This window comes from Methylomonas sp., from assembly GCF_023228165.1.
Taxonomy (GTDB): domain Bacteria; phylum Pseudomonadota; class Gammaproteobacteria; order Methylococcales; family Methylomonadaceae; genus Methylomonas.
The window spans coordinates 48,570-61,251 of record NZ_JALOBS010000002.1; the positions used below are offsets into that span (position 1 = coordinate 48,570).

General features: G+C 49.6%; 14 protein-coding genes, 1 other RNA gene and 1 pseudogene. 6 read left to right on the plus strand and 10 right to left on the minus strand.

What is annotated here, in order from left to right; genetic code table 11:
- Positions 1-6: 6 nt before the first annotated feature.
- The 3 genes from ubiH to M0R33_RS01545 are packed head-to-tail and all read right to left on the minus strand — an operon-like array spanning position 7 to position 3,064.
- Positions 7-1,215 carry a 2-octaprenyl-6-methoxyphenyl hydroxylase gene (ubiH, locus tag M0R33_RS01535; RefSeq protein WP_292564019.1) on the minus strand — a complete coding sequence of 403 codons (1,209 nt, stop codon included), beginning with the start codon at positions 1,213-1,215 and terminating at the stop codon, positions 7-9.
- A complete protein-coding gene (gene pepP / locus M0R33_RS01540; protein ID WP_292564022.1) occupies positions 1,216-2,526 on the minus strand; it encodes a Xaa-Pro aminopeptidase in 1,311 nt (436 codons plus the stop codon). It abuts the gene before it with no gap.
- Between the two features lie 13 nt (positions 2,527-2,539).
- Positions 2,540-3,064: a UPF0149 family protein gene (locus M0R33_RS01545; protein ID WP_292564024.1), complete on the minus strand. Its 525-nt coding sequence runs from the start codon at positions 3,062-3,064 to the stop codon at positions 2,540-2,542.
- A gap of 108 nt (positions 3,065-3,172) precedes the next feature.
- Here M0R33_RS01545 and M0R33_RS01550 point away from each other — a divergent pair, with 108 nt between their 5' ends.
- From M0R33_RS01550 to M0R33_RS01575, 6 genes are all read left to right on the plus strand, one after another.
- Positions 3,173-3,400 carry a TIGR02449 family protein gene (locus M0R33_RS01550; RefSeq protein WP_292564027.1) on the plus strand — a complete coding sequence of 76 codons (228 nt, stop codon included), beginning with the start codon at positions 3,173-3,175 and terminating at the stop codon, positions 3,398-3,400.
- Positions 3,397-3,690 carry a cell division protein ZapA gene (locus M0R33_RS01555; protein ID WP_292564029.1) on the plus strand — a complete coding sequence of 98 codons (294 nt, stop codon included), beginning with the start codon at positions 3,397-3,399 and terminating at the stop codon, positions 3,688-3,690. The genes M0R33_RS01550 and M0R33_RS01555 overlap by 4 nt, the downstream gene beginning before the upstream one ends.
- Positions 3,691-3,711: 21 nt before the next feature.
- Positions 3,712-3,891: non-coding RNA, 6S RNA (ssrS, locus tag M0R33_RS01560), on the plus strand.
- Between the two features lie 199 nt (positions 3,892-4,090).
- Positions 4,091-4,603, plus strand: coding sequence for a hypothetical protein (locus tag M0R33_RS01565; RefSeq protein WP_292564032.1), 513 nt, complete (start codon positions 4,091-4,093; stop codon positions 4,601-4,603).
- Positions 4,604-4,665: 62 nt separating this feature from the next.
- Complete coding sequence (gene tgt / locus M0R33_RS01570) at positions 4,666-5,775, plus strand: tRNA guanosine(34) transglycosylase Tgt (RefSeq protein ID WP_292564035.1); 1,110 nt, start codon at positions 4,666-4,668, stop codon at positions 5,773-5,775.
- Positions 5,776-5,797: 22 nt separating this feature from the next.
- Positions 5,798-6,547, plus strand: coding sequence for a Fic family protein (locus M0R33_RS01575; protein WP_292564037.1), 750 nt, complete (start codon positions 5,798-5,800; stop codon positions 6,545-6,547).
- Between the two features lie 31 nt (positions 6,548-6,578).
- On the opposite strand, the gene M0R33_RS01580 is transcribed toward M0R33_RS01575, so the two are convergent.
- The 7 genes and pseudogenes from M0R33_RS01580 to M0R33_RS01610 form a co-directional block, all read right to left on the minus strand.
- On the minus strand, positions 6,579-7,628 hold the full coding sequence (locus M0R33_RS01580) for a glyceraldehyde 3-phosphate dehydrogenase NAD-binding domain-containing protein (RefSeq protein WP_292564040.1): 1,050 nt from the start codon (positions 7,626-7,628) through the stop codon (positions 6,579-6,581).
- A 291-nt stretch (positions 7,629-7,919) separates the two neighbouring features.
- Positions 7,920-9,140 (minus strand): aspartate kinase, encoded by a 1,221-nt coding sequence (locus M0R33_RS01585; protein WP_292564043.1) that lies wholly within the window; start codon positions 9,138-9,140, stop codon positions 7,920-7,922.
- A 151-nt stretch (positions 9,141-9,291) separates the two neighbouring features.
- Positions 9,292-9,759: pseudogene (locus M0R33_RS01590) on the minus strand (PIN domain-containing protein).
- Entirely contained in the window at positions 9,756-9,974 is a 219-nt protein-coding gene (locus M0R33_RS01595; protein ID WP_292564045.1) for a hypothetical protein, read from the minus strand. Before M0R33_RS01595 ends, M0R33_RS01590 begins: the two are co-directional and overlap by 4 nt.
- A 345-nt stretch (positions 9,975-10,319) precedes the next feature.
- Positions 10,320-10,781 (minus strand): hypothetical protein, encoded by a 462-nt coding sequence (locus M0R33_RS01600; protein WP_292564048.1) that lies wholly within the window; start codon positions 10,779-10,781, stop codon positions 10,320-10,322.
- Positions 10,782-12,146: 1,365 nt separating this feature from the next.
- Positions 12,147-12,389, minus strand: a complete 243-nt coding sequence (locus M0R33_RS01605; protein WP_292564051.1) for a DUF2442 domain-containing protein — start codon at positions 12,387-12,389, stop codon at positions 12,147-12,149.
- 11 nt (positions 12,390-12,400) lie between these two features.
- Entirely contained in the window at positions 12,401-12,679 is a 279-nt protein-coding gene (locus tag M0R33_RS01610; RefSeq protein ID WP_292564054.1) for a DUF4160 domain-containing protein, read from the minus strand.
- Positions 12,680-12,682 lie beyond the last annotated feature (3 nt).

Genomic DNA, 12,682 nt, shown 5'->3' on the forward strand with positions numbered 1-12,682 from the left:
GGTTTATCAGTTGTTCTCTAACTTGGGTAATGGCTTTGCCAAACCCATGGCATGCCGGGCCAACAGTTTTTTGGCAAACGGCAAATGGTCTAAAAAAGCCAGGCCTGTATTGCGCAACGCGGCAACCGGCAGCCAATCGTTGGAAAAGATCCGCACTACGTTATTGGTAAATCCTATGGTTCTATTATGATCGGCTATGCGTTGCTTGGCGTAAGCACTCAATAAATCGGCGCCGCCGATATCACCCTGCCGTTGTTGCTGCCCGAGCACTCTTTCAGCCAGCTCGGCCACATCGCGTATACCCAGATTAAAACCTTGCCCAGCCACGGGATGCAGCTGATGCACGGCATTGCCGATGATCACAGCCCTGCCGGACACCATGCTTTCGGCCCGAATCAAACTGAGCGGAAAAGCCCGCCGCGGCGCCGCCAACTTTAATTCACCCAACCGGTAGCCGAAACAGGCCTGCAATTCCGCCATAAATTCGGCTTCGCCGCTTGCCATCAAGGCTTCCGCCTGCTCATGCTCCCGCGTCCAAACCACCGACATTTGCCTGCCGGCAACCGGTAACAGAGCCAACGGGCCTTGGGCGGTAAACCGCTCGTACGCGGTATTTAAATGCGGCAAACCGGCCTGAACTGTCGTGACCAGCGCGGTTTGGCCGTATTCGGTGATTTGTTGCGGGATATCCAGCAATTTGCGCACCGTCGACTGTCCGCCATCGGCGCCGACCAGTAATTGCGCCGTCAAATTCAACGATTGATTATGCTGCTTGAGACTAACGTTGACGGCGTCGTTGCCGGACATTAAACCCGCCACCCGGGTTTCATACAAGCAGGTCACCGCCGTTTGCTCGACTAGCTGGGCCAGGTGCTCTTCTATGTCGCGGGCGGCGATTACATAACCCAGCGCATCCACGCCTTGTTCCAATGCGGACAAGCGGGTTTTGCCGAAGTGGCCGCGATCGGAAATATGAATGTTTTTAATGGCGGTCGCTTTACCAGCCACGCCTTGCCAGGCTCCCAAAGCGTCCAACAACCGCACGGTGCCGGCCGCCAAAGCCAAGGCCCGGTCGCCCGCGGGCGAGTCCCTTAATTGCTGCCGGCCGGCGGCTTCCACGATAGCCATGCGGAGACCGCTGTTTTTTAACGCCAGTGCCAGACAATTTCCGGCCAACCCGGCTCCAACGATAATCAGGTCGTAGTGCTGTTGCATTTAAACACCCTGCATCAAGGCTTCAATATCCGCAATGCTTTTTGGCACACCATGGGTAAGGACTTCATGGCCGTCCTTGGTCACCAGCACATCGTCTTCGATACGAATCCCAATACCGCGCCATTGCTGGTCCACGCTATCGCAATCCGCCGGCACATAAAGTCCCGGCTCCACGGTCAACACCATGCCCGGCTCCAACAAACGCCAGTCGTCCTTGATTTTATAATCGCCCACATCATGCACATCCATACCCAGCCAATGGCCGATACGATGCATATAAAACTGTTTGTATTTTTCGTCTTTGATGAGCTTTTTAACCCGCCCTTTCAACAAACCCAATTCCACCAACCCTTTGGTGAGCACTTCAACCGATGCTTCATGAGCTATATTCCAGGCAATACCCGGCCGAATCTGCTCCAGCGCCGCGGCTTGAGCATCCAATACCAGCTGGTACAGCAATCGTTGCGGCTCGCTGAATTTACCGGATACCGGAAAGGTACGGGTGATGTCGGCCGCGTAGTGATCGCATTCCACGCCGGCATCGATCAAAAGCAAATCGTTTTTGTGCAGTTTGTCATTATTTTCGATGTAATGCAGCACACAGGCATTCTTGCCGCCCGCCACGATGGACGGATACGCCACCGCCCGTAACCCGTCCTTAATAAATTCGTGTATCAGTTCCGCTTCGATTTGATATTCGTACATGCCCGGCTGACAGGCCTGCATGGCCCGCACATGCGCACGCGCGGAGACTTCCGCCGCCCGCCGCATTAACTTGAGTTCTTCCGAACTTTTAAACAAGCGCATTTCATGCAGCACATGTTCCAGCGACACCAGTTCGCCAGGCGCGGTCACGCCGCTGCGGGATTGTTTGCGGATGTTATTAATCCAGTCCAATAGCTTATGATCCAACTCACTATCCTTGCCCATCGGGTAAAACACTTTGCCTTTGTTTTCCAGCATGCCCGGCAAGATATCATCCAGATCGTCGATCGGAAATGAATCATCCGCTTCGTAATGCTTGGTGGCGCCTTCAAGGCCGGCGTGCGCGCCTTCCCAGAGCGCTTTTGTTTCGTCGAACTCGCGACAAAACAACACGTACTCGCCCTGTTCGCGACCCGGAATAAACACCGCCAGCGATTCGGCTTCATTAAACCCGGTCAGATAATAAAAATCGCTGTCCTGCCGGTAAGGGTAATGTACGTCGCGATTGCGGGTTTGATGGGAAGCGCCGGCTATGATGGCAATATTACCTTTACCGATTTGTTTCATCAGCATGGTGCGGCGTTTTTTAAATTCGGCTTGTTTCATCGGGATATCCCTATCAATGCAGTTTGGTGTTTTTGAACTCGACGAATTGGTCCCGCACGATCAATACCGCGGCACGCACATATTCGTGAACTTCGATCAGCGCGGCCTCGTCTTCTTCGCCGTCGACATTGCTATCGATTTTGGTCAGCTCGATCAAATCGCGCATCACTTCGGCACTTTCGCCGGGCCAATCCGCATCGGTATGCGCATAGCCGACACCGAATAAAAACCCTTGGCACCATACCCGCAGGGCTTCAACTTGATCGCTTAGAGTATCATCATCATCAGGCAACAATATGTCGAAGCCAAATTCTTCGGTTTCCGGCTCGAGCAATTCTCTACTACGCTCGAATAAATCCACCAACAAGGTTTTATCCTCATCGAACACATCGTTTTGATCGGCAAACAACTCATGCAGCCAATTTGCCGCATCAGCCTTTAGCTCGACACATAACATTCCTACCGCCATGCCATGGGCTTCGGCAGCACCCATGTCGGCATCGTATTTTTCCAAAACTGAGTTAACGGCCTGATACATGATTTTCCTAACTTTCCTACTGTGTTTAAGCTGTTTAAAACTGGCACTTATGCTACCATTGTTCGCCATTTTTAATGATTTTAATGTCGTATCAGCCAACACTTTGCTATGTCTCAATCAGAAAAAGACCCTTATACAGAATTAGCATCACTGGAAGCGAAATTGGATACGCTGATTGCGCAATACAATCTAATCAAAAGCGAGAACAAATCGCTGAAAGTTAAACAAGACGCCTTGGTTAAAGAAAAAGCCAAACTGCTGGAAAAAACCACTCTGGCCAAAGCTCGTGTCGAGGCCATGATTGCCCGCCTGAAAGCAATGGAACACGATTCATGAGCAAAACCATTCAAGCGGTATCGCTGAATATTCTCGGTAAAGAATACAAAATCGCCTGCGCCAAGGAAGAACAAGCCGGTTTAATCCAGACAGCTCAAGAGCTAGACAGGCAAATGCGCAAAATCCGCGATACGGGTAAAGTCGCCGGTGCCGACAGAATTGCAGTATTGGCTGCCTTGAATTTAGCCCACGATGCCGGCCCCGGTAAAAACACCGCCAACGATATCGATTTTTGTGACCGCTTAATCGATTTACGCCAAAAAATAGAAAACGTTTTAGAAATTCCTTAAACCTGTTTAGAATAGCAAGCCTATCTCCTGCAGCGTTCGAGCAATGCTGGGTGTTTCCTGAACCTGTTTTTACCCCGGAAACTTTTTGCCATTCATGGTGCGCATGCCTGTTTATTCAGGAAGCCTGATTGACTGGATTTGGTTTCCACTTGAACCTTCGGTTCAAGGACGAAAGCATGAGACGGCGCAGGCGGGAGACCTTGTTTATCCATTCCGGCAATATATCCCGATCCCGGTGTATTTTAGGCTGACGCCCTAAAACTACTAGCCGGCGACCGCTCCACTTCCGCAAATCGGCACAATCAAACGCAACTCCGGTATTTCTTTTCGTCACGACGGTTATAATGCGCGGCTAATTTTTCAATTACCTACAACCTTCGCACCGTGCAACCATAACATCATGAATTTATTGCTGAAGTATCTTTCCAGCTGTTGGTTCCTAAATAACCCGGCCGATTTAGTCCCGCCTAAATCCTTTATGTGGAAAAACGTCACGTTTTATTTGATTTCAGGTTTTATCGTCGAAGGCCTGATTTCAGACCCGGCCGACGGTACGCTGGAAGTACTTGGCCGCTTTATCATGGCCTTCAGTTCGATAGGCGCCCTGCTGTTATTCGAAAAAAAATGGCATTACTTCAACCAGTTATACACATCCATCTTCGTTTGCGAAAACTTCATCATGACCCTGGCGGTAGGCGCCGAAATGCTGGATTTATGGATGACGATGCACCACATCGAACCGCGCGAGGAAATCAATATTGCCGCCGCGACATTCCTAGTGACGTGGTACATCGCCATCGTCAGCTATATTTTCAGACAATTTTTTAACTACCGCACCAGCATCAGCGTGATTTTCGCCTTCAGTTATTTTGTACTGACCTACGGCATCCCCATGCTGTTGATGGATATCTAAGCGCCTTCGGCCCAAATTCTGCCAAGCCCGAATAATGCCGGGATTTTATATTTTTATACGCTATGGAATTCACACTCAAAACCACCGATGGACAGGCCCGCCGCGGCCAGCTGACATTTAATCGCGGGACGGTGGAAACCCCTATTTTCATGCCGGTCGGCACTTATGGAACAGTTAAGTCTCTGACGCCGGAAGACCTGCTGGGATTGGGCGCGCAAATCATCCTCGGCAACACCTTTCATTTAATGTTGCGCCCCGGCATGGACGTCATGAAAGCCCATGGCGACCTGCATGATTTCATGCGCTGGCAAAAACCGATTCTGACCGATTCCGGCGGCTTTCAAGTTTTCAGTTTGGGCGCCCTACGCAAGATCAGCGAACAAGGCGTAACCTTTAAGTCGCCAATCAACGGCAGCAAGATTTTCATGGGTCCGGAAGAATCCATGCAGGTACAGCGCGATTTGGGCTCCGACATCGTGATGATTTTTGACGAATGCACGCCCTACCCGGCCACCTACCAGCAAGCCGCGGACTCGATGCGTCTGTCGCTGCGTTGGGCGGAACGCAGTAAACGCGCTCATGAAGGTAACTCCTCCGCGTTATTCGGCATCGTGCAAGGCGGTATGTTTCCGGAATTGCGCCGGGAGTCTATCAACGGCTTGACCAATATCGGCTTCGACGGCTACGCCATCGGCGGCCTGTCGGTCGGCGAACCCAAGCATGAAATGCTCTCCACATTGGATGCCATCATGCCGGACATGCCGCAAGACAAGCCGCGTTATCTAATGGGCGTCGGCACCCCGGAAGATTTGGTGGAAGCCGTGCGCCGCGGCGTGGATATGTTCGATTGCGTAATGCCGACCCGTAACGCCCGCAACGGCCATTTATTCACCCGTTTCGGCGTGATCAAAATTCGCAACAACCAATACCAATTCGATACCCGACCGCTGGATGAAGACTGCGGTTGTTACACCTGCCGCAACTACTCGCGCGCGTATTTGAAGCATCTGGATAAATGCAAGGAGATGCTGGGTTCCCGTCTCAACACCATACACAACCTGCATTATTATCTGGAACTGATGCAAAGCATTCGCGTGGCCATAGAGGAGCGACGTTTCGACGAATTCGTGCGGGAATTTTATGAACTGCGCGGCGTGACGCTGCCGAGTTAACACCGGTTCAGGAGACTTACCGATGTCCGCTACCGATAGCCTGGATTTGTTGCTCGCCGAAATCGATCTGCTTAAAGCGGAACTGCAATTGCAGTCACCTGAGCTCGACCCGGCTTTACAACAAAGCCTGGACATCGCCTACACCCACGACAGCAATTCCCTGGAAGGCAGCAGCCTGAATTTAGCCGAAACCGACATGGTGATCAGAAACGGCCTGATGCTGCCCGGCAAATCAATGGCGGAAAATCTGACGGCATTAAACCATTACCAAGCCATTCAGTTCATTCGCGAACAGGCCGCCGAACAAAACTTGCTATCGGCCAGCGCACTGCAAAAACTGCAGATCATGCTCTGCCGCGGACTGCAACATCAAACCGGCGGCGCTTACCGCAACCAAGCCGCCCATCTACTTAACGATCAAGCCGCGCCGCAAGCCGACCAGATTCCGCAATTATTAGCGGAACACCTGCATTGGCTCAACCTGGAAGGCCCATTTCTGCACCCGTTGCTTTTCGCCGCCGAAGCTCATCTCAGGGTGTTATCGCTGCAACCTTTTCAAAACAATAACGGATTATGCGCACGCCTGCTGATGAATCTGATTTTATTGACTGAGGGCTTCCCCCTGCTGAATATCGCCGCCCATCAAACCATTCGAAACGGCTACATCGCGGCATTCAATGATGCGCAAGCCGGCGACCGTTTGAAATGGCAACTATTTATCGCCGAACAAGCCCTGCTTAACGGCCAATATTTAATGCGTCGACTGCAATAACAAACCGCCCATTGATGCTGGATCGCCAGCATCATTCTTGGCGATTTTCCAGCACACCCAAAACATCCAATACTCGACTGCAGTATGCGTGCTCGTTATCATGCATCAACGCCACGCCGAGCTGGCGGCGGTTACTGAGCGTCAGATGCTCCATCAACACGATAGCCGAATAGGGTGTGCCCTGATAATCGACACTGGCCTTCTGATGCCCCCAGGCTCCATATTCGCAATGAATAATGCCCTTAAGCGTACCGGCGGCATATGAGTTGAACAATTCGAATATTTCCTCGCGGGAGGTATCCCGCGACAGATTGGCGGTAAAGTCGATCACCGAAACAATGGCAGTCGGCACTCGGTAGGACAGCGAATCCAATTTGCCGTCCAACTCCGGCAATACCAGTGCGGTAGATTTACCGACATTGGTGGGCGTCGGCACAATAGACACCGCGCAAGCCCTGCCCAATTGAGACGATGGGTGATAACCATCCAACACTTTTTGGTCCGAAAGTGCCGGATGTATGGTGATGATGCGGGCGTAATCGATGCCGAAATGCTTGTCCAGGATGTAGCACAGCGGCACCATCGCATTGCCGGTGCAGGTACTGGCGGAAATCACATCGTGCAAGGCCGAGTCATAGTTCCGATGATTGACGCCAAATACCACACTGATGTCGCAACCGGCAACGTTCCAGGTACAGAGAATTTTTTTGGCAATTTTTTGCTGAATCAGCGCCCGAAAATCATTAATCGACGCAGTACCGGTGGCATCGAACAACACATCCAGCTCGAACTCTCTGAGCGGGGCAAAACTATCCTTTTCCGGCGGACTGCGGCGGCGGTCGACGCGTTGGTAATGCACTTTTTTGCCGCCCAAAATCAGATCGCTGCCCTCATAATCCACCGTAAACGGCGGCCGGCCGTAAGTACTGTCGTGAGCAATCAGATAGGCGACATGATCGATAGGCATCACGTCGCAAACGACCCGAATATCATATTTTCCGCCCGCAGCCTGAACGAAATTATTCCGCAAAACCCCGCCGCCTATTCTGCCCAGCCCGACTATCCCTACCCGTAAACTCATGACTGCCTGGCCTCCGCGGTGAACTGCAAGCACTGCATGTAGCGCGGAGAAAAGAAATAGAACGGTGTCGATGCTAGTTGCTTTAAGGTCATGGCGAGTTTGTTATTGTTATTGGCAGCGGATTTATATAAAAGCAAAATCAAACTAGGGCAATAACAACGTCAAGTCAAGCGCAAAACGCTCAGACCGCCCGACCGCTAAAGTCTCGATGGCTTAAACATCGAATACACCCGCCCTTAGCAAACCGGGCCGACCTGCTTCGATTAAAACACCGGCACTTCAAAAACAGCCTTATTCCTGATCCAAGCCAAAGGCTTCATGTAACGAACGCACGGCCAGTTCTAGATATTTTTCGTCGATAACCACGGAAATTTTGATCTCGGAGGTGGAAATCATTTGAATGTTGATGCCTTCATCGGCCAGGGTTTTGAACATGGTACTGGCGATACCGGCATGCGAGCGCATGCCCACACCGACGATAGAGACCTTAACGACACCCGTATCACCGATAATTTGGGTATTGCCGCCCAACTCATTGCGCAAGCCTTCCAATACATTTTTGGCGCGGGCAAAATCATTATGATTGACGGTAAAGGTGAAGTCGGTGGTGCCGTTAGCGGAGATATTCTGCACAATCATATCGACTTCGATATTCTCTGCGGCGATCGGTCCCAAAATTTTCGATGCTACGCCCGGCAAATCAGGCACACCGGTCAAAGTCAGCTTGGCTTCGTCCCGGTTAAACGCGATGCCTGAAATTAACGCTCTTTCCATTTCTGATTCCTCAAAGGTAATTAGGGTGCCATTGCCTTCCATAAACGAAGACAACACTCGCAATTTGACATTATATTTGCCGGCGAATTCGACCGAACGGATTTGCAATACTTTGGAACCCAGGCTGGCCATTTCCAGCATTTCTTCAAAAGTAATTTGCTCCAGACGGCGGGCCTTGGGCACCACGCGCGGGTCGGTAGTGTAAACACCATCCACATCGGTATAGATATGGCATTCATCAGCCTTCAATGCCGCAGCCAGCGCCACGCCGGTGGTATCCGAGCCACCTCGGCCCAGCGTAGTGATGTTGCCGTGCTCATCCACGCCCTGAAAACCGGCTACCACTACCACCCGACCGGCATCCAAATCCGCACGCATGTTAGCTTCGTCAATCTCGCGGATACGGGCCTTGGTATGCGCGCTATCGGTTAAAATTTTGACCTGTGTTCCGGTGTAAGAACGGGCATCCACACCAACGTTATGCAGCGCCATGGATAACAAAGCAATGGTGACCTGCTCGCCGGTAGATAACAGCACATCGAGCTCACGATCGGTTGGCTGCACCTGCATTTCTTTCGCCAGCGCCACGAGGCGATTGGTTTCCCCGCTCATCGCGGACACCACCACCACAATCTGATCGCCCGCATCTCGGGCTTTCTTGACTTTCTCGGCCACTGCCTTGATACGTTCGACCGTACCAACAGAAGTGCCGCCAAATTTATAGACGTACAATGCCATGTTTTTTATAGACCTTTTTGGCGTTTATTACGCCCTCTCCATAGATGAGAGGGTGAGGAGAATTTCGAGCATTTTCATCAATCAACGCTTGCGCAGCTTATGACTTGCTCGCCAGCGTTACCAATAACGTGAATATTTTACCGCGCGCAGCTTATTTATCCGATACAAAATTATCCGGCAGCTTTTCCGGCAAAAAGAATGCATCAAAACCTCTTGCGGCAAGACCTGTTCGTAACTGTTTATCGCCCGTCCATAACAAGCCATCCGTTTCTATACTCAACGCCACAAATAACAAATCTTTTGCATCCACGTCTTTAACCAATGCCCATGCTTTTTTGTAATGCCTCGACTGAAATACTATTTTCATCAAAGAAATCAATATGCCGGATCAGTTCGTAAAGCAGTTCCAAGATTTCATCCTGGGAATGTTTACTGACTACGCAGATTTTTTCTTTGTATTTAATACGCAGATTTTTTCTTTGTATTTAAATAGTTCGACAAAACCATATTTTGGCATTAGCAATGGCTGCTCAGAGCGCAATAAGACATTGGCTATTTTCGAATTTTTATTCACCAACGCCGAAAAAACGATATTGGTATCGACAATCACCGGTTTCATTTAATTTTTGCCAGAAACTTTTCTTGATTTTCCCGCCACCAATTTTCTTTCAGTTCATTGTCAAGCAAGCTTGCGTCATCATCGGTCATTTGACTTTTTGAAATCAGCTCTTTGATCCGCAGCATCTCAATCAGTCTTGTCAATTCATGAGCTGGTAAAAACTCTTTGGAGAAGCTTAAATTGACTGTTTTGTCTGTGGTTTGGTATGTCAACATGATCAGGGCCTCTTTTGGTTAATTTAGCCTGTCTTAATAATGTGTCGCTATCGCGACGGATTATTTTAATGTCGATTCTCGCACCGACAGCCGAGATACTTTTCTTTGCTTGTCCAAAGAAAAGTATCCAAAAGAAAAGACACCCGGACGCCGCTTGTATCCTCCGCTCCTCGCTTTCGGCGGGGGTTGACGAAAGGGGCTCCCTGCCCCTTCGTCAACGCGATGCATCCCTGCATCGCCCCTTCGGGCTAACCCGCCAAAAGCTCCGGTGCTCGGCGCGTCATACGGGAAAAATCCATCCTGATATTTGAAGGCAAATCTAACGTAGGAACAATGAAAATTTGCTCAAATATGGTTAGGATCTATATTTATTTCAACTCTTTTGGCATCATTTACTGCTTGCTCTCCTTCTTCCGTTGAAAGGAGTTTAAATGTGCCTTCAAGGTGCTTCACTTCGATAAAGTAATTTTTTTCAGCACTAACTTCAAATTGGTGAGGTTGCCCGCCTTGAAAAGCCAAACCCAATACATTAAAAATATAGTTACCTGTTACAACATCAAACATAAAATAGTTATTTGGACCGACGGTTGATGCCAATCGCCCATTAATCATAATGTGTGTTAGTGCTCCAGAGCCACCAAACCCGCCTCTGCGAATAACATAAATCCTAGCTTTACCCACAACATGATAAAATTTTTTTGCATCTGAATCTTTCTGAGTAGGTGATAATTGACCGCTAGCAGCACAGGCCACCATCAATAATGATAGACCTATGATAATAATTCTTTTGATCGCAATATTTAGCACTTACATTATCCTTGTGAAATTTAATTTTTTCGCCCCATGCAAGCCGCAATCATTAAACCATTTTTCTAGTTGAGGAGGGATAGAGCCGTAGGCTGGGTAGAGCAACGCGAAACCCAGCAAAAAACAACGCTAGGTTTCATTCATTCAACCCAGCCTACAAAAACCGACCGTAACTCAACGATTGCGGCTCCGAAATGTTGGGTTACGCTATCGCTAACCCAACCTACATGGGGATGGGTTTTTCTGCCGTTATGCCGCGTCGAGCACCGAAGGTATTTAACGGAATTGCCCGATAGACGATGCAGGCCCAATAGGCCGGAATAAGCGAAGCATTTCCGACTGATACCTGCTTACCAGAAACGCCTACCGGCTTATTCTGGCCTACAAACTTTGTCGCCGCTGACGACCGCCAAAACCTTGGCGCGCACAGGATCATCGCGAGAACCGACTTCAAAACAGGGCCGTAGGCTGGGTAGAGCAACGCGAAACCCAGCAAAAACATCAAAGCTGGGTTTCATTTCATTCAACTCAGCCTACAAAAACTAACAATAACTCAACGATTTCCGCTCCAAAATGTTGGGTTACGCTATCGCTAACCCAACCTACATTGGGATGGTTTTTTGTCCCGTTATGCCGCGCCGAGCACCGGAGGCTTTGAACGGACAAATCGGCAGGACAGCCGATTTGCATGTGTAGCACCCGAAGGGCGAGGCACAGGGATGTACCGAGTGATTTGCCCGATAGGGGCGATGCAAGGATGCATCGCGTTTTACGTAGGGGCTGGGACGCCCCTTCGGAAAACCCCGTTCAAAGCCTTCGGAGCGCAGGATCAACGCGGCATCCGGGTATCTTTTCTTTTGGATACTTTTCTTTGGATAAGCAAAGAAAAGTATCTCGCTCGTCGGTGCGAGAACCGACTTCCAAATAATCCACGGCTGCATAGACAAATAAACCATTCAGAGCCGTAGGCTGGGTAGAGCAACGCGAAACCCAGCAAAAAACATCATAGCTGGGTTTCATTTCATTCAACTCTGCCTACAAAAACCAACAATAACTCAACGATTTCCGCTTCGAAATGTTGGGTTACGCTATCGCTAACCCAACCTACATTGGGATGGGTTTTTCTCCCGTTATGCCGCGTCGAGCACCGAAGGTATTTAACGCAATTGCCCGATAGGCGATGCAGGCTCAATAGGCCGGAATAAGCGAAGCATTTCCGACTGATACCTGCTTACCAGAAATGCCTACCGGCTTATTCTGGCCTACAAACTTTGTCGCCACTGACGACCGCCAAAACCTTGGCGCGCACAGGATCATCGCGAGAACCGACTTCAAAACAGCCCATCGCAATAGCGGCACATTAACTCAAACAATCTCGCCCTCTTCATACAGCGTCTCTGGCGCAATATCGGCCCCATTTGGCCAGGATATACTCCAGCCATCGACGAAAAATTTTTGGAAATATTGCTTGTCTTTCAGAGGCTCAAAAACTTCACCATGCAACCACTTACAACAATCGGCAATCCTTTTCTCGCCATTATCGAAGGTCAACTTGATTTTATAATCGGATAAATATTCAGCTTCTATGACGACAGGCATATATTGCATGACATTCTCCATTAATTAAGAGGTTCAATTCGATCGATCTGTTTGCCTTGCGTGGCTTTTTGCCAATTCTGCATCAATTCTTCCTGATGCATCAACGCCCATTCCTGAATCAATTTTTTAGCAGTCTTAGAGTTAATATTGCCTTTTATCATACCGCCATCCATGCCAAATAAACCTCGTTGTCCCTGGTATTCATCATGGAAATGCGGCGGATTATGATCGTTATGAAACATCCGAATGATGATTCCAAAAAACATGGATACATAGGGCATCACAATCCACCAACTCAAAAA